The 23,142-nt window shown below is 40.2% G+C and carries 17 protein-coding genes; 4 read left to right on the top strand and 13 right to left on the bottom strand.

Annotated elements, in window-relative coordinates; translation table 11 throughout:
* Positions 1-141: 141 nt before the first annotated feature.
* The 11 genes from psbU to IQ246_RS19425 form a co-directional block, all read right to left on the bottom strand.
* Positions 142-567: a photosystem II complex extrinsic protein PsbU gene (gene psbU / locus IQ246_RS19475; RefSeq protein ID WP_194004987.1), complete on the bottom strand. Its 426-nt coding sequence runs from the start codon at positions 565-567 to the stop codon at positions 142-144.
* Positions 568-968: 401 nt separating this feature from the next.
* On the bottom strand, positions 969-2,042 hold the full coding sequence (locus tag IQ246_RS19470) for a hypothetical protein (protein ID WP_194004986.1): 1,074 nt from the start codon (positions 2,040-2,042) through the stop codon (positions 969-971).
* A gap of 226 nt (positions 2,043-2,268) precedes the next feature.
* Positions 2,269-3,054, bottom strand: coding sequence for a class I SAM-dependent methyltransferase (locus IQ246_RS19465; RefSeq protein ID WP_244142089.1), 786 nt, complete (start codon positions 3,052-3,054; stop codon positions 2,269-2,271).
* A 46-nt stretch (positions 3,055-3,100) separates the two neighbouring features.
* The gene (locus IQ246_RS19460) at positions 3,101-4,063 is read right to left on the bottom strand and encodes a lysylphosphatidylglycerol synthase transmembrane domain-containing protein (RefSeq protein ID WP_194004985.1); all 963 of its coding nucleotides are present in this window, start codon (positions 4,061-4,063) and stop codon (positions 3,101-3,103) included.
* A 25-nt stretch (positions 4,064-4,088) separates the two neighbouring features.
* Complete coding sequence (locus tag IQ246_RS19455) at positions 4,089-7,373, bottom strand: glycosyltransferase family 39 protein (RefSeq protein WP_194004984.1); 3,285 nt, start codon at positions 7,371-7,373, stop codon at positions 4,089-4,091.
* Between the two features lie 2 nt (positions 7,374-7,375).
* Positions 7,376-8,731: a tetratricopeptide repeat protein gene (locus IQ246_RS19450; RefSeq protein ID WP_194004983.1), complete on the bottom strand. Its 1,356-nt coding sequence runs from the start codon at positions 8,729-8,731 to the stop codon at positions 7,376-7,378.
* 13 nt (positions 8,732-8,744) lie between these two features.
* A complete protein-coding gene (locus tag IQ246_RS19445; protein WP_194004982.1) occupies positions 8,745-10,265 on the bottom strand; it encodes an HlyD family secretion protein in 1,521 nt (506 codons plus the stop codon).
* Positions 10,266-10,363: 98 nt separating this feature from the next.
* Positions 10,364-11,158, bottom strand: a complete 795-nt coding sequence (locus tag IQ246_RS19440) for a 2OG-Fe(II) oxygenase (protein WP_194004981.1) — start codon at positions 11,156-11,158, stop codon at positions 10,364-10,366.
* Positions 11,159-11,252: 94 nt separating this feature from the next.
* Entirely contained in the window at positions 11,253-12,488 is a 1,236-nt protein-coding gene (locus IQ246_RS19435) for a glycosyltransferase family 4 protein (RefSeq protein WP_194004980.1), read from the bottom strand.
* 93 nt (positions 12,489-12,581) lie between these two features.
* A complete protein-coding gene (locus IQ246_RS19430) occupies positions 12,582-13,427 on the bottom strand; it encodes a glycosyltransferase family 2 protein (protein WP_194004979.1) in 846 nt (281 codons plus the stop codon).
* A gap of 905 nt (positions 13,428-14,332) precedes the next feature.
* Positions 14,333-15,112 carry a DUF3120 domain-containing protein gene (locus tag IQ246_RS19425; protein ID WP_194004978.1) on the bottom strand — a complete coding sequence of 260 codons (780 nt, stop codon included), beginning with the start codon at positions 15,110-15,112 and terminating at the stop codon, positions 14,333-14,335.
* 743 nt (positions 15,113-15,855) lie between these two features.
* Between IQ246_RS19425 and IQ246_RS19420 the strand changes: the two genes are divergently transcribed.
* Positions 15,856-16,680 (top strand): undecaprenyl-diphosphate phosphatase, encoded by an 825-nt coding sequence (locus IQ246_RS19420; protein WP_194004977.1) that lies wholly within the window; start codon positions 15,856-15,858, stop codon positions 16,678-16,680.
* A gap of 163 nt (positions 16,681-16,843) precedes the next feature.
* On the opposite strand, the gene IQ246_RS19415 is transcribed toward IQ246_RS19420, so the two are convergent.
* Positions 16,844-16,981 (bottom strand): hypothetical protein, encoded by a 138-nt coding sequence (locus IQ246_RS19415; RefSeq protein WP_194004976.1) that lies wholly within the window; start codon positions 16,979-16,981, stop codon positions 16,844-16,846.
* Here IQ246_RS19415 and IQ246_RS19410 point away from each other — a divergent pair.
* On the top strand, positions 16,980-18,332 hold the full coding sequence (locus tag IQ246_RS19410) for a TIGR03279 family radical SAM protein (protein ID WP_194004975.1): 1,353 nt from the start codon (positions 16,980-16,982) through the stop codon (positions 18,330-18,332). The two genes, IQ246_RS19415 and IQ246_RS19410, sit on opposite strands and share 2 nt — an antisense overlap.
* Before the next feature lie 421 nt (positions 18,333-18,753).
* A complete protein-coding gene (locus IQ246_RS19405) occupies positions 18,754-21,522 on the top strand; it encodes a family 10 glycosylhydrolase (protein WP_194004974.1) in 2,769 nt (922 codons plus the stop codon).
* Here the strand turns inward: IQ246_RS19405 and IQ246_RS19400 are convergent, their stop codons facing one another.
* The gene (locus IQ246_RS19400) at positions 21,523-21,723 is read right to left on the bottom strand and encodes a hypothetical protein (protein ID WP_194004973.1); all 201 of its coding nucleotides are present in this window, start codon (positions 21,721-21,723) and stop codon (positions 21,523-21,525) included.
* Positions 21,724-21,774: 51 nt separating this feature from the next.
* Here IQ246_RS19400 and IQ246_RS19395 point away from each other — a divergent pair, with 51 nt between their 5' ends.
* Complete coding sequence (locus IQ246_RS19395) at positions 21,775-23,112, top strand: sorbosone dehydrogenase family protein (RefSeq protein ID WP_194004972.1); 1,338 nt, start codon at positions 21,775-21,777, stop codon at positions 23,110-23,112.
* The last annotated feature ends 30 nt before the right edge of the window (positions 23,113-23,142 follow it).

Raw genomic sequence — 23,142 nt, 5'->3', positions numbered from 1 at the left:
GGAAGGGGAGAGGGGGAGAGGGGGAGAGGAGAATATCTTTCCCTTGATTTGTTTGTCTCACCCATCCCCACTTTAATAGAAAACTCCCACTCCCTAGGATTAGGAGTGGGCTGCTTGTGACATCAACTGCACAATATGCAGTTATCTGTAGATGCCGTTGTTAAAGCGATCATCTCCTTCGTTAAAGGCAGGTTCAAATTCTGTCACGGTAAACTTGTCTAAGTTAGCTTGCAGAGTTTGTTTTTGGCGATCGCTCAATTCTGGCAGATCCAATACATCCTCAACCTTTTGGTAAGGAGCATTCATGATGATTTTTTTAGCAAGGGTGGGATACAGCCCTGGATACTGTTGAAAAGCTCGCACGTTGGTATTATTCAAATCAATTTTTTTACCGAATTCCGTCCCTAGCTTAGCGTCTGCCCGATTCTGACGCTCAATTGCCAGAACGTGGACTTGAGGAACAAAACTGTTGAAACTAGCAGCTTGGGCTAACTGAGTTGTTCCCAGCCATCCCCAGCAGCCAAGTAACAAACTAAACACTGTTAATAAACGCACCAATCCTTTCACGATTTTTCTACCTCTTTGCATCAAACAATAAAAGCTTTAAGCCAACAGCTGTCAGTGGTCACTAGTCATTGGTCATTCGTCATTCGTTAGAACACCAAGGACAAAGGACAAAGGACAAAAGACAAAAGCTGATAGCTCAATCAACACAGCAGTCATCAGAAACTAATATACAGCGTATTAATATCCACAATATTTGCCGTTACTGGGTTTGACTGTATTTTTGCCAAAAATTATTCCTAGTAATAAAGATATCTGTATTGCTAGAACAGCGTTGTACCTGCCATAGACCCTAGTTAGCACCCCTGGCGATACAAAATTTTTGAGGCTGTTCTCTTTACTTATGTTGACGTAATACCAAATATTTCTTAACTAATTAAAAATCCATTAGTCAAGATTAGTAGTCAATAGTAGTATTGTGCTATTTTGCGAGCGATCGCTTCCCACTTTTTATTGCCTGTTACTGATGCCCAGTAGGCAAAGGCACGTAGTGCTGACCTAGAGGATACTGTTTTCACCTTACCATTTCGTCTGCGTTCTTGCCCCGCTGTGCGGGTGTTATCCTGGCTGCTGATTTCTCCAGAATCCAAAATTCTGGTCTGCTGCCAAGAGAGTGCCTTATTTATCATTAGTACAACTTTGGGTGTTAATGAGTCTTTGGGAAAGTATGTCACCCACCGTTGAGCATACACCACACCTACCATCTGATAACTGCTGTCAAAGCCACCTTTTTCCGGGTTAACACCGTCTGAATGTTGTAACGATAAACCATCCTTAATTGATTGACGGGCGTAGTTAATCAGTTCTTGATCGTTGGTTAATTTGCCTGTGAGTCCTAAAGCTGCGGCGACTAAATAACGACGATGAGTGTAAGCTTTGTTGCGTTTAATTCCTCTTTCCCAGATTTGTGACGAAATCATCCAACGAGCAGCACGATGCACCAGAGGTTTATATTTGGCTACTTGGTCAGCATACTTTTGTGAATATGGAGATTGTTGTATGACTAGAAGTGCATGGGCAACTGCTTGCACAAAGAAAGAGGTACTGTGAAAGCGATCGCCTGTCAAAAAGAAACTGCCATCATAAGCTTGGTGGGCAAATCCCCAGTCAAACATTTTAAATCCAGCATCAATGGCTTGTGGATCATTTTTGATTAACCCAGCAATGATTGATTCTTCACTATTTCGTTGTTCTTCAATGTACCAATACTGTGCCTGATTATTTTGCCAAAGGACATTTGCATTAATAGCACCACTGGGTGCCATTAATTTGTATAAATCAGATGGTTTTCGATAGAGAACATTGGCAATTAAATTGGTTGATTCATGCTTAAAGTCTGTTTTTGATGAAATCGATGTTTGGCTACTTTTCCCTGCCAAAAGATGTATTTTTAGCTCTGGAGTATTGGACTTTTGAGTTGCAGCAGTAAAGACAACCTGTGTTGCGATCGGTCTGATTGCGAGTGTTGATAAAAACACTACTGACAACCCTGCCGCGAAATATCCCATTTTGACCAAAAATCTCATTTTAGCCACCTATATCACAATAAATTTATTGCTGATGTTCTCAGGACTTACGCAAGTGTCACAAAAATCTCAATTTTTTGTTTGTAGTGAGGACTTTAGTCCTCAAAATAAGGACTAAAGTCCTTACTACGAACTTAAAATAATATGCCAGTTGCGTAAGTCCTGGTTCTTTTTAACCCTAAGCACTCGATAATGGCTTGGTGCAAAAATATATGTCTTCATCTGCCATCAAACCAAATTTCTTAATATTATCAATACCTAATTCCTGTGCATAGCTATCAACTTTTACAGTAAATCCAGCTTTCTCAAGCTTCTCTTTATAGTCACGACCATACATTCTCACATGGTCATGATGGCCAAATAGCCGTTCTCTTTCTTCAGGTGACAAATCACTTGAACCTTCTAGAGTTTTATCAAGCTTAGGGTCAAGTGGTACATGCAAAATTGCCCAGCCACCTGGTTTTAATACTCTGCATAATTCTGCCATAGCTTGCCAATCTGTAGGGATGTGTTCTAGAACATGGCTACACAAAATTACATCAAACACATTGTTTGGATATTTAATATCTGTAATATCCATCTGTACCATTGCTTCATTTGGTTGTAAATCAGCACTGAGATAACTAATATTAGGAAGAACAGAAATAGATTTTTTTAGCAGATATTCTGGCGCTACATGAAGAACTTTCAGGTTTTTTGAAAGCAAATTAGTTTTGTTTTTGAGATAAAGCCACAACAACCGATGTCTTTCCAAAGATAAACATTTAGGACATATAGCATTAGTCCGTTGCTGAGCGCCAAAGGGCAGAAACATCCTAAACTTTCCTTCACAGCAAGGACAGAAAACTTCGTCCCCACCGTACCAAAGTGAGCGCATATACAGATATGGTGTCCCTATCTTAAAAAAGAAAGAACGTTTTTTAAGAATATATGGATATACCTTAAGAAAAACAGAGCGTTTCATAGAATCCTTCAGATAAAGTAAATTTTCAATGAGAATAATTTTCCGGTTAATCTACTTGTTTAAGGTGCTGTAATCCAGCAGAATCTAATAGCAAAACTATTCCCCCTGGTAACGCCAACAGCCAACCCAGCATTGTAATTGTGACAGATAATAAAAGTGCTTGCTCTCCAGTTAAACCGATTCGGTTGAATAAGTAAACCCATAACCCCTCTTTAACACCAAGCCCTCCTAAAGATATAGGAAGTAGAGTAATTACAGCTATTATCGGAATAAAAACTAAAAGCTCCAGAAAAGAAATCGGAATTTTTAATTGATGAGCTATTAAATAGTGGTAATAGACTATGGCAAGCATTAATACAAAAGAGAGGGAAATAGATAAACCTAATGCTTGGCGGTGTTGAGCAAATTGCCTTAAGAGAATTTGAATTTTAGCGAAGCGTACTACTAAACTTTGCAGATGCAATTTTTGTAGCCAAGGTTCTGCTAACTTTAATAATTGCGGACTAACAATTAAAATCACTCCACCCACTAAAGCAGCAACGCAGCCAAAAAACAACAGAATAATGTCCCAACGTCCTACCACTCTCACAGCAGGAGGTAAGCCTAATATAGCTAAAGCAGATAAAGCAAAAAGCCCTGTAAACCTTTCCAGAAATACAGATACAAGTGCAGCTTCCGAATCTTTAGTTTCTCGCGTCACTCGATAAACACGATAGACATCTCCACCAAAGGAACCTGGGAGGAATATATTGAGAAACATCCCAGCAAAATAACTACTGAGGAGACTAATTATCGATACTGAATGACCGGTCGAACGGAGGACAACTAGCCAGCGCAAACAACTCAACCATTGACAGCCTGTGTAGTAAATTAAGGCAAATAATACAAAGGGCAAAGACAAAGTTTGAAATTGTTTCCAAGTTTGATAGATATCTATCCGACTGAGTATTAGAGCTATAAGTCCTATACTAATAACAGTTTTAAAAAAGACTAAAGGTTTGATTTTCACTCTTATTTCCTCAGATATTTTTGTGTTAGTAAGCTCCTAAATCTTTGCCTTCATTGGGTATGCGACTTGGTAATCCATCCCCTGGTTGCCAAAGTCTCAAGCGACTACCAAAAGTTTCATAAACTGGTTTACCTAAAGTTTGAACATACTGACTAAGTTCAGGGGTAACTCTGAAATGTCTAACATCATCTATATGAATCCAAATACGCTGAGACTTATCGAGAATGGCATTAAGTCGATCTATACTATTAACTACTTCTCCACCTCCCCAACGATCAATTAACCGACCATTGCGCCAATACAGCAAATCAAAGTTTTCTCCTCTCAAAGGTGTAAATAGGTAGTAGTCTAATTTACCTAAACTATTTGGTGCAAAAGCTGGAGCAGACGAAATAACAATATCTCCTGATCGCCTATGATTGCTAATATAATCAAATAGTTGGGTATTACTTCTGAGTAATACCTGTTGATAGCTATCTAATACTCTTCCAAATTGAATATTGCTGATGAATATTAAGAGAATAAAACTAAGAAAAATTATCCTTAAAGATAACAAGCCGTTTAGTATATAATTTATGCGCCTACTAAAACTTTCAATGATGCATATACCACTATAAATAGATAAGATGATAAATAATGGATAAATTCCATAAAGATAACGCTCTGCTAAATTGTAAGTTAAACAAGTTACCAGGAATATATTTATAAATATAATAGTAAATAGAAATATTATTTTAATATCTCTTTTTTTGAAAGAGTAGATTATGCCTAAAAGGAAGAATAGACTATAAATTATCCGAATTCTATCAGGGCCAATAAAGAAAGTAGATAATAAACTTGTGACATCGGAAAAATGAAGTCTGAGATAAGATGCTGTAGCATCAGACAAAGCTGCTAAAGGAGTCAAAAGTTTTATAGCAGCGAAAGCTAGGTTAAAGATAAAAATACTTAGAGTCGTTATGCTACCTAAGACAATTTGCCAATCATTTAAGAAGCTAAAGGGACGATAAAAGTAAAGAAAGCCAATGATGAATCCTGGTATAATTGTTAAGTTAATTTCTTGAGTCAATAGGCTTAAAGTCAAAGCAATGAAAAAAATGTACTGATAAAATCGTTCTTTTTTATCAATAAACCCATTTAAAAAAGACCATATACAGAAAATAGTCAGAAATTGTAGTACTGGGTAAAAACGTATAAATCGAGAGTACCATATTTGCCAAGGATCTATAGCCAAAACTACTATTGTTAGTAGAGCAATCCATACTTTTCCAGTTATTTTACAAGTCAAAATATAAACTAAAATTAAAGTTGCAGTTCCCCAAATTACAGATAACAATCTAGCATTAAAGATAGAATCTCCCACTAGCCTTAACCAAAAAGCTAATAAGTATTGGTAGAAAGGCCCACGGGTGTACCAAATACCAGAAGTTGCTATGGGAATACCTGTACGGAGAATGCCTCTAGCAGCATCTAAAGATACATTTTCATCCACATCAAGGTTTTGAAATCCCAGGTTATAAACTCTCATTCCAAAACCAATACTAACAATCAACCCCAACAACAACCATTGACTCCATAATCGCCATGCTAGCTGAAGTACTGCATAGATATCTCGAAATTGCCAATTTCCCCATGTCCAGAACAAAGCTAAGGCAGTAATACCACTAGCAATAAATAGAACTATGATAATATTTCCTCCTGCTGCCAAGCTTAAACATACAAAAGCAGATATCCCAAATAAAAACCACAAAGTCTGGTGGTTAAATTGCTTTAGTTCACTATTTTTAGGTATGAATAATAGAGTTAGTAAGACGATACTTATAAACCCAGTTAATATTATGTAATTACTGTGCTGCTGGGCAAATAATAATCCGTTTTCTGCTTCTGCATATCGGTGCTTTAGTAAACCAATTCCAATTAAAAATAAAGTTGCTGGTGAAAGTATTGCTGCTCCTGTACTGATTTGATTCCACCAAGTATATTCACGCCGTACCCAAAAGCCCAAAACGAAGGAATAAATCATTGCAAAGGCAGTTCCTCCTAATAACCAAATACTCTGATGCCACAAGTAATTTGGATAATTAAGTAAATAAGCATTCCCTTCAAAGCTGCGCTGAAAAACTTCCGGCTGACGTAAACCAAGAATAGTTACAGGTTGACCTTCACCTACGCCTTTTGACCAACCAGATACAGGTTTTTTTAAAGTAGTCCAATTATTTTTATCAGTAGCGATCGCTCCAACAATCTCATTTTTATCTGTTTCTGCCCATCCATCTAATGAAAAACTAAGAATACCATTAATATTAATAGGGTTATTGCCTGTTACTATTGCATCTAAAGGGCTTGCCAAACTAACTGCTAATATATTCTTTCCAGCTTGTAAAAACTTTGTAACCTCTAAAAGATGCAATTTATTGCCGTTCTCTGTTCTGTAATTGTTAATCAGGATACCGTTGATTAACAACGAATACTCTCCTTTTCCAGCAAATCGAATATAAGCGTGAGTAATTGGATCTGCCGGTATTCGCCAAACACTTCTTAGCCATATCTGTCCCTTATCATTTTGATCTCCTTGAATCCAATTGCCTTGTAAAGGACGGTCAAACAAATTTTTACTTAATCGACTATAAGTAGATTCTTTAACTGAACTTAGTACCTTAGCTTCCGGCCAATTTTCATCCCTAAAATTTTGGTCAAACCATTGGAGTGATTGGCGAGTTTCTGAGAAGTTTGAGACGCGCCAAGAAGTTACTCCTGTTGTCAAGCTAATTGTGGTTGCATCAGCATAAACAGCCCCCTCAACTACCACACGTGGATTTTGTTGCCCTTTTTGAATTTCAAGCCCAATGACATTTTTACCTGGACGCATATATGAAGTTAGGTCTATATACGCAGTTAGCTTCCAGTCTTGGTAAGCACCAAGTACATAATTTAGCGTAGTCCGAATGTTATAAGTGTTACTGTCATTGAAACTTTGAGAAGGGAGCTTTAATTTAGCACCTAAACCAGTAGAAGTATTGAGAACACTATTTTCTCTTGTCACCTCTCTTCCATTAACGTAAAGGATGAAGTCATTATCAGCACTTAACCTCAGCCAACCTGCTTTCGCACTATCAGGTAAATAGAAAGTTTGACGAGCATAAAAACGATAAGTTGGTGATTGGGGAGCAATCCATTGGGCTTGTTCTGACCAAGCAACGCGCTCTACAGGAGTGGGTATTTTCTCCCAGATAGAAAACCCCAACAACCCCAATAAAAGTCCCAGAGTTAACACCAATCCTATTGGCAACCAACGCTCTAGCCGATTCATAATTATTCGTCCACAGAAAATTTATTCCAAGTACTAGCGTCAACTGATTGACGATACCGTTTCCAGGTTTTGTCAACATCGCCGTTGTTATATTCAGCCCAAGTTAAATGCACATAGGCTTGTCCTAATAAACCTATTCTTGGTTCTTGAAAGTATTTCTGCCCCTCTATTATTTGTTTAGCTGTATCGGCCGATTTTTGAAATTCCCCATTTACAACTCTGGCTAACATCAAGTCGTAAAGAGCCTCCAGATGACCCGGAAATATTTTTAATACTTTATCAAATAGGTCTGCGGCTGCTCCTGGTTTTTTATTATTAGATAAGTTAAAATAATTAATTCCTTGATTTAGGATTGTCGATGCCAGATATCCCCTAACTAAGAAGCGACTAGGTTGAATATTCAAAGATTTTTGAAAGTAAGTTTCTGCTTTCTGGAAATCACCGATTTTATACACTTCCAATCCTTGAACAAACTTAATTAAATCTGCTTTAGGCGCATCTATATAAAACTCTGCTTTTGTCAGGCGTTCTAAAAATGCTTCATCTCCTTGCAAAGGTGGATACCAATATACTAGAGTTTTGCTAGTATTCACAACTTGGAGATAATCACCTTTAGCAAACTGAGTATCTAGTCGATAATTAGCAATATTTACCCCAATCAGTGAAATTAAGATGATAGATGATAATAATGCTATTCCAGGTATTAATAGCTTTAAGTCTTCATTAAAATTATGAAAAATTTGTTTCTCTAATCCTAGATAAAACCCAAATAAGCTAATTAACAACCCAATCAGGCTAAAGCCCCAACCCTTACCAATAAATACGAAAAAACTGTTTTTATAACCAAAGCCTTTGAGGATAATTTCATCCCACGATGGCATTTGAAAAAAACGACTATCCTTAATTGACATTTCAAAAATTGAAGGAGGGGCTTCTGGTTGATCTAAGGATATCTTCTGTTTCCACTGTGCTTGAACCTCGGAGAAATTTCTATCTACATGTTGTGATACAGCTTTCGCATTGTTGTAGGAATAGGATGCTATAAAAGCAACTGTTGGAGACCAAGTTATGATGAAATAAGGAAAGAGTAATGTCAGTATTAAAGCGCTCCCAAAAACTAAGCGAGGAGCGCGACGTATACTCAATAAGAAAGTGAAGATAAAACCAACAATAGCAAGTAAACCTATTGGAATTCTCGCAGCATTTGCCCAAAAAAGATTTGTGCCAAAGGTTTCTAAAGTTTCTTTAGGTAAACTATACCAAGGAAAAATTGCTCCTTGTGCTAGAATTAATGACCCGATAAAAAGGGTAATTTTTTCTCGATTAAACCAGCTAAACCAAGAATGTAACTTGTTCATAGCGAATTATTTTCTAGCGCATCTTTGCAATTGGTATTTGTGCAGATTGCGCGTCTAGGCGATCGCCTGGACTCAAAGCTCTAGGAGAGAGTACTACCTGTTCTCCGATGTTTAAGCCTTCTATCACTTCGCGCTGGTTGTCAAATGTCCTACCTAGCTTCACTTTTTTGACAACGGCCTTACCTGCTTCAGCAACCATCACCATGCCTTCACCAGCAGACAAATGTGTAACTGAACTTTCTGGTATAACTATAGTTGTCTTTTTTTGTCGAAACTGAACATAGCCTTGCAACCCTGGAGACATTTGTAAATCGTCAACAGTAACCCAAACAGAATAAGTGTACTGTCGGTTAACTCCAACTTTAGTGATTCTAGTTGTCTCGGTTTCAACTGTAGGATTGAGTTGAATCACCCTTCCTTCAAAAGTTTGTCCTGGATATGCAATCAAGCGAACTGTAGCCTTGTCGCCAATTTTTACAGAATTAAGTCGCGCTTGGTCAATGTAAGCCCTAAATACAGTGTTTTGAGTCAGAGTCATCAAAGAATCGCGGTAGCGTGCATCCGCTAATTCACCAACATGAATATTGACTTGACTAACTAGACCATCTACACTGGCATAAATTACAGCCCTACTTAAGTTTCTTTGGGACTCTTGAAGTTCTATTCTTCTGTTATCTACAGTTAAGCGAGCATTTGCTAAATCTTTCTCCAAATTATCCTGGGCAAGTTCCAGTGCTTGTTTAGCAGATGACAGTTCATTTTGGCGAGTAATAGTAAAATCTTGGTTGCTAAATCGTTGGCTTTCGGTATTAAGAATTCCTTGTTGTGCAGTTAATAATTCTCGTCTGCGAGTTGCATAAATATCTTGCATATCATATAACTGAAACTTAGAAATAGCTCCTTGCTCAGCCAATAATTTAACTTGCTTCAATTTTTCCTCAGCTGTCTTTAACCTCACTTGGGCAGCGGCAACATTATTTTTGTATTCATCCTCTGCTAGATTATCAATGGACTTAAGCCTAGTTTTGGCAGCATCCAGCCTAGCCTGAGCAGACCTAAAATTTACTTTGAGATCCATCAACCTTTCAGGCGTAGTACTTTGCAAAGTTTGCAGGTTCTTTTCAGCAGTGGCCAGGTTGTTGCGAGCTGCATTTACGCTATTTTCAAACGGGCTTTGTTGTAATTGAATCAAGGGTTGACCTCGACGCACTAATTGCCCTTCTGCAACATATACTTTTTCTACTTTTGCTGATACCTGAGAACGAACGTCTACTCGTTGTAAAGGAACCGATTCACCTGGGGCTGCGATACCATCCTCTAAATTTGTGGCTGCTACTGAGACAGTCTGCACTTGAATGGGTTTGCCTACCAGACGTTGCATAGATGGATAACCGATACCGGAAGAGTAAATTCTTGATTCTGGATCTTTCAAAGCAGGCAAAAGTACATTTACAGACAGAATTCCCATCAAACCTAAGGGTAATAATACCAGAGTAGTCAAAATTCCCCTAGTTAAAAAACGTCTATACTGCATTTCTCCCCCTACAAAAATATTACTGAGATGAGAATAATTAACGAGTTCTACTTAGAGCCTAATTGATACTGTATTCCCAAGGGTTACTTTAGTAAACGTCAACTCTTTTTAATGAACTGATGCTCTAGTTGTGCTTTTAGTTTGGTGATGGAGTTGTAAAATTTAGTGAAACCAAATTTAAAACCAGAGTCTTGCTCAGTAGCAAAATTTGTCAGATGTCTTGGTGGTAAATTATCAGATAATTCTTCTTTGTAGATGGGAACAAATATTGATTTGCGAGTTAACCCCTTAGGCAGCTTCAGTTGGCTATAACCATGATAGGTAGTATCGTCTGATTGCATAATAATACATCGATTAAATTGAGGAATAATATTACTTGTTATGCCTTTCAATTCTGACTTAAGTAAAAGGTTTCCTCCGAATTCTTCTTTCCAGTCTTTATTTAGGTAGATAATAATATTTAAAGAATGTAGCCAGTTATTTTTCAATAAGTGTAGATTGAAGTCTGTATGCATATCTAAAAAGCTACCATTGATGCCCTGGTGAATACATCCACATAATTCAGCATCAACAAATAAATCTTCACCTACGAGTTCGCTAACAAATAGTTGTAATCTACTTGATGTTATTTCTTTATAAAATTCGCTAAATGAAGTGGAGATAGTATTCTCAATTGCTAACTCATACTTATTAGCAAATAGATAGTGATGAGAACGATTCATCACAAAGACGTCTGGAAAATCTCGCAACAGATATTCTGCCAAAGATTCATCTAAAAAATTGTCAATTATCACATGAGAAAAAGGAATTGCTGTCTGATAAAGGGATGCCCAATCTTTGACTTTGTTATATACCGTTGGATTAATTGCACAAACCATAGAGTTATTTTTCAATAGTTCATCACGTTGCTGAAGTATCGGTTTACAAAAATATGAGACTTGTGTCAACTGTGAAGACAGTAAATATCCTCACTTGCCTTTAACTGTCCTATAGGTTGGGTTTTAACCTTTCTTCTGGGTTTAAAGCTGTGCTCATTCCCAACGCTTCACTAAAAGTTTGTTGCCACAAAAGCGTAATTTGAGACCAGCTAAAGCGACTTTGCACGTCTTGAAACCCTCTGCGTCCCATTTCACGGGCTGTTTCAGGATTCAATAACAGTTCTATAATTGCCTGAGCCAGAACAGACGGGGCTTTTTCTGGTACGAGTAATCCAGTTTCTCTAGATCGAATTACATCTACAATCCCACCAACTGCGCTGGCAATTACTGGCTTTTCATGCGCCAACGCCTCGATTATGACAATACCTAAGCCTTCTGTATCACCTTTACTATCTACGATCGCAGGCAATACAAATATATCGCAGGCAGCGTACTCGTCTGCCAATTCTTCTTTAGTAACAAAACCTAAAAAGTCTACTACATTCTCTAAATCTAGCGCTTTGCATTGGGCTTTGATTTCTGGCTCCAAAATGCCTTTTCCCACAATTCTTAAACGGACAGGCTGATGCATTAACACCGTAGGTAGTGCCTCTAGTAAATACCGCAACCCCTTGCGTTCATCCAGCCTACCCACAAATAATAGTCTGGGATCTGTTCCTGTAGGGCGGCACTTTGAGGGTTTGGCCTGGATTGTCATACCATACGGGATGATGTTTACTGGCCCATCGTAGAGTTTTCGGATTAATCCTTGTGTAAATGAAGAATTAGCTGTGACTATCGCACTCATCGGTAGCATCCAGCGTAAGATATGCGCCACAAAGCCAAATCTATTTGCCAGCAGCAATTCAGCGCCGTGAAAACTAAAAACCATCGGAATATTCAACAGTTTACTAGCAGGTAATGCCATTAATCCATGTGGAAAGGGCCAGTGAACCTGTAGCAGGTCTGGTTTTTCTTTACAGCACACCCAAAATAGCTGACACGCTCCCAGTAAAATGTACAAAGCAGCGACAAATAAATAAAGAGGCTGACGCTTAAGTTTTGTTGGCGCTCCATCTCGAACTAGATTTTCAAAACGCTTAAGGCAGTAACGAAACCGATAAACCTTAACTCCATCCAATATGTGAGATTTACTCCCCTCATAGGCTGGGGCAAAGACTGTAAATCTGACTCCGGGTTGTTGCAATCGCACAATAGCCTCCCGAACAAAAGCACCATGATTGGCATCGGCAGTTTCTGGATAGACCGAACTAATAACGAGGAGGTGTTTATTCTGAAGAACCATAGCGCCTGTACTACCTCAGTCAAAATGGAAGAAATTATTGGTTCTGTTACTGCCTGAAGCAGCACAAAAAGCTATTTTTAGTCGGTAAACTGGCTAGCGACCGGTTTCGGCATCAATCTGCATATAAAAGGCTTCTCGTCCAGCCCGAAATCCAACCTTGCTTGCTTCTAAGATTGCGAAAATATAACGCAAGGGTAAAATGGGACGGTGTTTAAAATAAAACCACCACCAAGCTCTAGAGAAGTCAATTGCAGAGGACACTAGGCGCTTGCGGCCAAACTTGCTCTTGCCCGAAAAGCGGGGATACCAAGGTGTTGGCACTTCAATAATTTGATGCCCCTTTGCCGCCAGAATGGCAAGAATATAACGGTGAGTGGTTACTTCAATTTGTAGGTCAACCAGCAAATCCCGACGTACTAGCTTAATCCAGTTCATGTCGTGGATCTTGAGTCCAAAAGCTAACTTACAGGCAGTATTAGCAAACTTAGATGCTAAAATTTTGCCATCTCCCCGTTGCTGCCGCCAACCTGCAACGCCATCTATACCCGGCTTACAAGCATTCAACAGTAATGGTAAATCGGTGGCAGGATCAGACTCTAAATCAGCTTGGCTCCAACAAATCCAATCTGTTTTTACATTGGCGATCGCAGTCTTCCAAACCTCAGTCACCCCTCGCTTATGGGGATGACGAATTACTTGCAAAAAAGGATACTGCTTAATCAGCTTCGCTAAAATTCCTTGACTCCCATCTGTACTGCCGTCATCAATTAGTAATACTGGTAAACAGAAGCCAAGCTTTTCAAAAGCTTTTTCTACCGAAAGTAACAGTGGCTCCAAATTACCTTCTTCATTAAGAGCAGGAATTACAATCGTGACAGAGCGACTTTCAACAGGCGTTAGATGTACGTAAAGCGAGAAATGCCCTTCAGATGAGGTCATAAGTATCTCCTTGGTTTCCTAGGGGGTAGCACTGTTCTTGCTTGCCGGCTGGACAGTGCTATTTAATTTAGTTACTTCGAGCTGAATTCTCTGCTTATTCTCAGCAAGACTAATTCGATTCGGTTGGCTATAATGTCACTAGCCCTGGTTTCCTGGGGTCACTGGGCACCGTTCTTGCTTGCCGGCTGGGCGGTGCCCTCAAGTTTGCGTTCAATCGTCACCCTCCTTTATAAACAAACGCGGTTGAATCAAGAATATTTGCAGACATCAGCAGCTAAATCAATCAAGAAGTCAAGTTGAATCTTGCCGCTAATAAACCCGGATTGAACAAGATAAAAATTCTTAAAAGAAGCATGATAAACTGCCGAAATCACAGCTAATCATGGCATTGTGTTATGTTACCGCTAATAAACCTAACATATTCAGAATAGTGAGTCAAAGACGTAACGCATTCTACGGAAGACACACTTGTTTAATTCGCAATTATCTCAGATATTGAATTGAACCACACACCATATTTTTACCTGTGTCTTAAAGCGTCGTTGTTAATTTATTTGGTAAGTTAAGCTTTGGTAACATACCTTACCTCTAATTGTTTAGAGGTAAATAAATTTACCCTCTTTGATTTTATTCAGTTATTTTAGATGTTTTATTTTTTACTACAAAAAGGATATTACTTTAAATCAAGCCAATTAGGCAAGTTTTTTCAAAAAAACTTGACAGAAATTTTAAATAAGTTTAGTGCAAAACTACTAAAAAAAATGGCTGTAATACATTACAGCCATTTTAACTTGGGTAGAATACAGGTTTTTGTGTTGTACAACATTGTTTGTTGCACTACTACCGCCGGTTTAATTCAAATAAAAAAGGACATAATTTCTTTAACTAATGTTTAATTGTTACTTTTAAGCCACTATAGCAGCTAGCAAAAACAGGCTGTCTACCAAAATCGTACTTAGAACTGCGCCACTAAAAGCATACCAGTGTCGTTGCTCTTTGTGTAAAGGTAAAACTCCAACTGTCAATAACACTAAAGCAAGAATTATCGCCCAAGCTTGCCCTCCAGGCGTCTGTACTTGCGTCAGGGCATTTTGTAAAATTTGCGGTGCGCCATCAGCGTCTACTCTCATGATTTGCCGCCAATAGGGCATCAAATCTACTAAATAGAAATATACATCTGTTAAGACTGTACCGAATAAAGAACCTAAATAAAACCAGTTGCCCACTTTGCCCCAATTTCGCAGCAGACACCAAACGGCAAATGGTAGGCCTATAGACTCCACTGGTAAATGCCATAAAGGTTCCCAACGTAACCAGCCCCAGTAAATCGCTCCTGCTAACCAGCTCCAGCTAAACCCTAAGAGTAAATCTCCCCAAACATAAGTTGCAGGACGTGACATCAATGTAAAACTCAACCATACCCAAAATCCTGTCAACGCTAAACTCAGACTTGGTAGCGATCGCACTATTGGGGCTTCTACAAATACTGGCACTGATACCAAAAACACCGACGCCGCAAATACCAACCAAGTTGGTCGCAAAGAGACACGAACAGGCAAAGAAGGAGATGAGGATAGTGTACACTCCAATTCCCTGATACTGCTCTGTCCAGTGTCAGTTGAATACAACTCACTATCAACAGAAGGGTTAGAAGCGGTGTAGAGAGACAATGTATTATTAATCAAAGTTTTTAATATTTGTTACTAAACTTTATCTTATTTAAGATACCACATCTTAGAATCCCCCCTAGGGGCATTGTTATTATACTGACATTTCGGGAAGGGCTAACGCCAACCCAACAAAATATTCTGCGTCAGACTAATTCACTAAAATTGCCCTATGTAGAAAATTCCTCTGTAGTTACCGATTTACAGGGGATTACAGAGACGTGAGAGGCAAATATAGCGTGTAAAAAGTGAATAGTAAGCCGTTATGCAAATAAACTTGTATATTTCGTGTTGAGGTTGTCAAGAGTCAAAAGTCCACAGTCAAAAGTCCAAGCTAGCCTTTGACTCTTGACAGGACTTACGCAAAAGTTGCCAAAAAGCTTAATTGATCGAACCGCCATCTCTATGAGAGGCTTTCGCCAACGCGCAGCGGATCGCAGAGAAGACGCCAACAACGCCAAGAATTCGTAGAGTGTGAGTAAGTCCTATCTTGACCTTGGACAGCCCAAGCACAAGAATATTTGATCTACACGCGCATCAGCTTATCAGTCTGCTAAATATTAAAGTTTAATGAATTACCGAAACTGCGTTGACTTATTGAGGTGGGTGTAAGAACATAGTCACCGTCGTAGATGGTGTTATTGCTCAGCAAAATTGAATTTTCTACAAGATTTGGGTTAAGTGGAGAGTATATAAACCAACATTATCAGCTAAACAATGTTCATGATGCTCTTTAAAACCGGAAAAAGGTATTGATTCTTATGGAGTTTATTCAAGCTTTTATTTTAGGTATTGTTCAAGGTATTACAGAGTTCTTGCCAATCAGTAGTACTGCACATCTTTTAATTGTGACAAAGGTATTTGGATGGAAAGAACTAGGCTCTAAAGATTTTGTTGATGCAATTCAATTTGGCAGTGTCATGGCAATTGTGTTGTATTTTTGGTCGTTGATTTCTAGTATTGTTAAAGGTGGAATCGAAGCCATAAAAGAGAAAGATTGGCAACGCGAGGAATTGAAAATTATTATTGGTATTGCAGTCGGAACAATACCTGCTTTAATTGTCGGGTTTCTTTTGAAAGATATTCTACCTGAAAATGCCTTAATTATTGCCATTATGTCAATAATAATGGCACTTTTACTAGGATTAGCAGAAAAAATTGGTGCTCGTAAACGAGGTTTTGATTCATTGCAAATTCGGGATGGTCTTTTAGTTGGATTGGGACAAACACTGGCTTTAATTCCTGGCGTTTCTCGTTCTGGATCGACGTTGACCACTGCCTTGTTTTTAGGATTAGAACGTGATACAGCAGCGAAATTCTCATTTTTATTAGGGTTTCCAACTCTTACCATTGCTACCCTGTATAAAAGTCTGAAAATATTCCAATTATTTCAAGCCCAACAGTTACCAGATAACATTGTTGGACTGTTAATTGTAGGGATTATTTCAACCTTTATTTTTTCCTACCTATCAATTGCATTTTTGATCAGGTACTTACAAACCAAAAACACTTTGATTTTTGTTTGGTATAGATTAGCTTTCGGCAGCGCCATCTTATTGGCGATCGCAGCAGGTTGGCAAGGATAATTAAATATAGATTTGATTCGTGAACTGACTTGTAGAGACAGGGAATGGGGGATAGGGGATAGGGAATGGGAAATGCGAAAAAAGGGAGTTAGAGGTGTACGCAGTTCTTTCAAAAATCAAATAGGAATCCTATAGTTGTTTGTCATTAGTCATTTGTCCTTTGCTAATGATCAATGACGCCACTTGACGCCACTTGACGCCAATGCCCAATGCCCAATGCCCAATGCCCAACGCCCAATCCCCAATCCCCAATACCCAATGCCCAATGCCCAATCCCCAATGCCCAATCCCCAATGCCCATGACTACCATTCGTCCCGCCCGAATTACCAAAGTATTGCCTGATTCCATAGCCGCCGAGATTGGCTTTGAGGCGGGGGATGCGATCGTTGCGATCAACGGTACACGTCCCCGCGATTTAATTGACTATCAGTTTTTATGTGCCGATGAAGTTTTGGAACTAGAAGTTTTAGACGCTGCTGGTAAAACTCATAGCCTAGAAATTGAAAAAGATTACGACCAAGATTTGGGGCTAGAATTTGAAACTGCCCTATTTGATGGCTTAATTCAGTGCAATAACCGCTGTCCATTTTGCTTTATTGACCAACAGCCACCAGGTAAACGCACCAGTTTGTACTTGAAAGACGATGATTACCGTCTGAGCTTTTTGTATGGTTCTTATCTAACCCTCACCAATTTACCAGAACGAGAATGGCAGCGTATTGAACAAATGCGCTTGTCTCCGTTGTATGTTTCTGTTCACGCCACGGAACCCGAAGTCAGAATTAGACTGCTGAAAAATCAGCGTGCGGGGCAAATCTTGCAACAAATCAAGTGGTTTCAAGAAAGACGGCTACAAATTCATGCTCAAGTAGTCGTTTGCCCTGGTATAAATGATGGCGAGCATCTGGAACAAACCCTAAGAGATTTAGCGTCCTTTTATACTGGCGAAGTGCCAGCAGTAGCATCGGTAGCAGTTGTGCCAGTGGGTTTAACCCGATTTCGTCCCTCAGAAGACGAGCTGACACCCGTAACTAGGGAAAAAGCCAAAGAAGTGATTTCCCAAGTGCGTAGACACGCAGTGGCTTGTCGTCAGACATCGCTTACCCAGCAATTTCGTCAACAGTTCGGTTCCAGCATTGCTTGGTTAGCCGATGAGTGGTTTTTGATTGCAGGTGAGGAGTTACCAAGTGAATCCGAATATAAAGAGTATCCGCAAATTGATAATGGTGTTGGTTCCATTCAGTTGTTTATCAAGCAGTTTGCTGCTGCTGCCGCAGAATTACTCCCGCCAAAAGTTTATCCGAAGAGAAAATTAACTTGGGTAGTGGGCAATGCAGTAGAAACGGCATTTCAACCCATCTTAAAACGCTTAAACTCTGTTGAGGGTTTAGAGGTAAATATGCGTGCTTTATGTAGTGATTATTGGGGGCAGAGTATTACTGTAACTGGCTTATTAACTGGTCATGATTTGCTGTTAAATTTACAAGGGCAAGATTTGGGAGAAGGGATTTTGCTACCTAGCGTAATGCTGAAACATGGAGAATTGATATTTTTAGATGATATTAGTGTTGAAGATTTAGCTCACAAACTAAATACAAAAATCTTACCCGTCGCAGGAGTTGAGGATTTAATCAATACTTGTATTGCTTAAGCTGTGATCGCTATGGCAATCCCATTTGAGTGGTGAAATTTCTGATGTGCTTCTCCAAGGAAACAAGCTACGCTTAGCATCGACCACGGTAAAAGGCTGTCATTTATCATTAGTAGTTTCTCTAAAATGATTGAGAAATGCTGTATCGACTATCAGCTTTCGGCTATTTTTCAATTGTGATTAAATCTCTTGTAAAAGCCAATGTTATGAAAACGAAACCATTATCTAGGAAAGTCTGAGCGCTGACTTTCAGCGTAGAAGCTTTGAGGGAAGCTTGTCATGAGACATTAAAACTTCCCAACACAATGGTTAGTGGTGATAAATATCCTTGGTAAGAAGTTTGTTCTGTATGATTGACAACTGACTAATGACTAATGACCAATAAAAATTAATTAACGACTAATAAAATTAGGAGTAACTAGTGAAGTATCAGGTAAAAAGAATTAAAGATATTAAATTAAAGTTTAAACAAGCTGGATTTTTTATTTTAAATTTTAGTTTTTTAATAGTTAATTGCTCAAGGATTTTACCAGCAACAGCAGCGACAGAAGAACCTGTATTGAGCATAGTTCACAGCCCAGAAAATGCTAATCAATGGACAGGGATAACTGATCGCTTGCAAGCAGTTGGAGTAAAATATTGCGTAATTACCCTAGCTAATGTGAAGAGTGTAAGGGATTGGGGCGATCGCCGGGTATTGTTTTTGCCAAATGTAGAGACATTAACACCAACACAAGTGATCGCTTTAGAAGAATGGATGAGTAAGGGAGGGCGCTTAATTGCCAGTGGCCCTGTAGGTAGTCTGTCCGCACCGGGAGTACGCCAATTATTGCGATCGCTCTTGGGAGGTTATTGGGGATTTAGTCTCAATCAAACAGAACAGATGCAACCCACAAAAACCAAAATACAGGGTTGGGCAACCCAAACTGAACTGTTTGGCAAAGTGCGCGGCGGCGTTGTGATTCCTAATGATGCCATGACTCAAGCTGCTGCTGTTTGGAATTCTCAAGATAATCCCGCAGCAGTGGTGACAACCGAACGTTCAACATTTTTGGGCTGGCGCTGGGGTATAAATGCAACTTCAGCAGCAGAGTTAGATAGTGCGTGGTTAAATGCTGCCCTCAATCGTTATCTAACAGCACCACCAAAGCGTACAAATAAAGTCGAAGGAGGCTCGCAAAGCTGCTCTACATCAGTGGTGGCAACAGCGCCGCAGAGCGAGCAGAGATCCGATCAGAACTTCGGAGGGAGCAGAGGAGCAGAAGGGCAAAGAATAGCCCCCACTCCCCCACTCTCCCCATCTTCCCCTCCTCTTCCCAGAGTCAAACCCCCATCTACTCAAGAGGCCATTGACCAATTAGAACAAGCAGTACGTCTAGATATCACACCCGACTCTAATACGCCGATTGATCACAATCAAGCGATCGCCCTTCAGCAAGAGCTAGAAAATCTAATTGGTCGGGTGGAAAGCGCTCATCTAGCAGCTTCGACGTACGCCTCTGACGTTAGCACTATGTCTAAAGATCAGCCTCACAGGCGTCTACGCGCCGAGTCTGTAGAAGAACAGCAGACACAATTTGCCTCAACCAAACTTGGAGCACCAGTCACTGGCACAGAGCAAGCAAGACTAATTGCCAAAAACTTACCTCAGTTGATTGCAGAAAAAAACTACGTTCTGGCTCGTCAGCAGTGGCTGGAGGCCAAGGCGAGTTTGTGGAAGCAGTTTCCTGTTGACCAGAGGTTTGCTCAGCCTGAAATTCGTGCCGTTTGGTTAGACAGGGGGACAATTGTCCGTGCTGGTAGCGAGAAGGGACTAGCCCAGATTTTTGATCGACTAGCCCAAGCTGGGATTAATACCGTCTTCTTTGAAACTGTTAATGCGAGCTATACGATTTATCCCAGTCAAGTCGCACCGCAGCAAAACCCATTAATTCGCGGCTGGGATCCATTAGCAGCCGCTGTAAAATTAGCCCATGAGCGAGACATGGAATTACACGCTTGGGTTTGGACTTTTGCTGCTGGTAATCAACGTCACAATGAGATTATCAATGTCAATCCTAATTACCCAGGGCCAGTACTTGCTGCTCATCCAGATTGGGCAAACTACGACAACCTGGGCAATATGATTCCTATTAATCAGACAAAGCCATTCTTTGACCCAGCTAACCCCGAATTACGGCAGTACTTGCTCAAGTTATACGAAGAAATTGTTACCCGCTATGACGTGGATGGTCTACAACTAGACTACATTCGTTATCCTTTTCAAGACCCGTTTGCAGGTCGAACTTACGGCTATGGTAAAGCTGCAAGAGCGCAGTTTCAGCAACTTAATGGTGTAGATCCGGTGAATATTTCCTCCAGCCAACCGGATTTGTGGCAAAAATGGACAACATTTCGCACTCAGCAAGTTGATAGTTTTGTTGCTCAAGTATCGCAGATGTTAAAGCAAAAACGAGCAAATTTGATTTTGTCTGTTGCTGTATTTCCTCTACCGGAACTAGAACGTATTCAGAAAATTCAACAAAACTGGGAACTTTGGGCACGCCAGGGGAATGTAGATTTAATTGTTCCTATGACTTATGCCCTAGATACTTCTCGCTTCCAAAAACTGGCACAACCCTGGATTTCCTCTACACAATTAGGCTCTACCTTGTTGGTGCCCGGAATTCGTTTACTTTCCCTACCACCAGTTGGAGCCTTAGATCAACTTCAATTAGTAAGGGATTTGCCAGTGAGTGGTTACGCACTCTTTGCCGCAGAGAATTTTAACAACGAGCTAGACAAACTTTTTAGTAGCACCCAAGGCAGAGTAGAACTTACAACCAGTGAACCTATTCCTTATCGCCAGCCTTTTCAAACTGCTGCTGTCCGTTACACTGCCCTGCAACGGGAATGGAAGTTTGTTTTGCAAAATGACCAACTGCGTATACCTGCTAAGAAGATTTCAGATTTTAATAGCCAGGCAGAAGTTTTACAAAGTGCTCTAAATCAGCTTGCAAGTTCGCCTTCTGCTAGTAATTTGCTAGCAGCAAGAGCCTCGCTAACCCGGTTAAAATCTCAATTTCGGGCGCTAATGAGCCGAGAAGCTATAGATAATTTCTATCAAGTTAAAGTCTGGGAAAATCGGCTTGCAACTATAGAAAAGCTATTGCGTTACGGTGAACGGCGATCGCAGTTGCGTCCCCAGTAATCAGGAGTTGGGGAGTGATTGAAAGCGACGGGAAACTCCATCCCCAGGTGTCTGTAGAGGGATAGTCGCCCCGCCGGTTTGGGCATAAGGCATAGGAGACATTGGTAGGTTCTTTCCCATGCCCCATTCCCCATTCCCCATCCCCTTGTGGATAGAGTTTTTCATGTATCCTTTAAAAATGGGACTTGAGACTGGCGACATTAATCGAGTCTCAAGTCTACATTAAGAATATTGTGTATTATTTTTGCTGCCATGAAAGTCTCTGCGCGTTTCTTGCTGCTAGTTTTGTTACTGACCACAGCAGCCTGTAACCAGACTCGCGCCTCTTTGGATGATGCCACGCAAACATCTGCACCTTTGCCCCAGTTGGGACAGAATCCTGCACAGCCGAAAAATAGCATCCGTACTGAACCACTTTCACCTACACCTATCCGAATTAACCTGAAGAATTTACCACCACCTTTTGCTACCGAAAGCGTTTCTAAGGGGCCTGAGGTTGTACCAATACCCCAAAACCCCGTGCTGCGTGTACCATCAGGATTTAGAGTTAATGTGTTTGCTGAAGGACTAGATGCCCCTCGCTGGCTGGCTTTGACCCCTAATGGTGATGTGCTGGTGACAGAAACCGGGCAAAACCGCATTCGTCTGTTGCGCGACACCAACAGTGACGGTGTAGCCGATGTTAAAGAGACGTTTGCTAGTAGGACAAATGGACTCAATAGACCCTTTGGTATGGCTTTTGCTGGTGATTCCTTCTTCTTGGGAAACACCGATGCTGTACTAAGTTTTCCCTATACCCAAGGTCAAAATAAAATTACAGGTAAGGGGAAAAAAATCGCTGGCTTACCTGCTCAAGGTTATAACAACCATTGGACGCGCAATGTTGTTGTTTCGCCAGATGGTAATAAGTTATATGTTTCAGTCGGTTCAGGAACCAACGTGGATGAGGAACCTCTACCACGGGCTTCGGTACAGGTGATGAATTTGGATGGTTCCCAGCAGCAGACTTTTGCCTTTGGCTTGCGTAACCCTGTTGGTTTAGATTTTCACCCTGTAACGAAGGAACTTTACACCACTGTCAACGAACGTGATGGTATAGGTGATGACTTGGTACCAGACTACTTAACACGCATCCAGCAAGGAGAATTCTACGGCTGGCCTTATGCTTATTTGACGCCAAGCAACCTCGATCCGCGTCAGAAGACGAATAACAAGAGTAAACGCCCTGATTTAGTAGCCCGTACTCAGACACCGGATGTACTTTTTCAGGCGCACTCAGCAGCATTAGGTTTGCAGTTTTATGACCGTCAAACGTTTCCAGAAAAATACCGTAACGGTGCTTTTGCTGCTTTTCGTGGTTCTTGGAACCGCGATCGCGGTACTGGTTACAAAATAGTATTTGTTCCCTTCGATACTAAGGGACGCCCACAAGGTTACTACGAAGACTTCCTCACCGGGTTTTTGCTAAATCCTTCTACACCAACTACTTGGGGACGTCCTGTAGGGTTACTCGTATTACCTGATGGTAGTTTGCTAGTAACAGAGGAAGCTAATAATCGGATTTATCGAATTCAGTATACTGTGAGTTAGGGATTGGGGATTGGGGATTGGGGATTGGGG

It is taken from the genome of aff. Roholtiella sp. LEGE 12411, from assembly GCF_015206995.1.
GTDB lineage: Bacteria > Cyanobacteriota > Cyanobacteriia > Cyanobacteriales > Nostocaceae > Komarekiella.
Note: the sequence above shows the minus strand (reverse complement) of the source record. Positions and strands in the feature narration are given on the sequence as shown.

Excerpts from the sequence above, each read along its gene's own strand:
- IQ246_RS19415 (WP_194004976.1), bottom strand. The coding sequence starts at position 16,981 with ATGGGCATTGGGGATTGGGCATTGGGGATTGGGCATTGGGCATTGGGT.
- IQ246_RS19450 (WP_194004983.1), bottom strand. The coding sequence starts at position 8,731 with ATGAACAAGTTACATTCTTGGTTTAGCTGGTTTAATCGAGAAAAAATT.
- IQ246_RS19465 (WP_244142089.1), bottom strand. The coding sequence starts at position 3,054 with ATGAAACGCTCTGTTTTTCTTAAGGTATATCCATATATTCTTAAAAAA.
- IQ246_RS19410 (WP_194004975.1), top strand. The coding sequence starts at position 16,980 with ATGACTACCATTCGTCCCGCCCGAATTACCAAAGTATTGCCTGATTCC.
- IQ246_RS19435 (WP_194004980.1), bottom strand. The coding sequence starts at position 12,488 with ATGGTTCTTCAGAATAAACACCTCCTCGTTATTAGTTCGGTCTATCCA.
- IQ246_RS19400 (WP_194004973.1), bottom strand. The coding sequence starts at position 21,723 with ATGTCGCCAGTCTCAAGTCCCATTTTTAAAGGATACATGAAAAACTCT.
- IQ246_RS19445 (WP_194004982.1), bottom strand. The coding sequence starts at position 10,265 with ATGCAGTATAGACGTTTTTTAACTAGGGGAATTTTGACTACTCTGGTA.
- IQ246_RS19395 (WP_194004972.1), top strand. The coding sequence starts at position 21,775 with ATGAAAGTCTCTGCGCGTTTCTTGCTGCTAGTTTTGTTACTGACCACA.
- IQ246_RS19455 (WP_194004984.1), bottom strand. The coding sequence starts at position 7,373 with ATGAATCGGCTAGAGCGTTGGTTGCCAATAGGATTGGTGTTAACTCTG.
- IQ246_RS19420 (WP_194004977.1), top strand. The coding sequence starts at position 15,856 with ATGGAGTTTATTCAAGCTTTTATTTTAGGTATTGTTCAAGGTATTACA.
- IQ246_RS19430 (WP_194004979.1), bottom strand. The coding sequence starts at position 13,427 with ATGACCTCATCTGAAGGGCATTTCTCGCTTTACGTACATCTAACGCCT.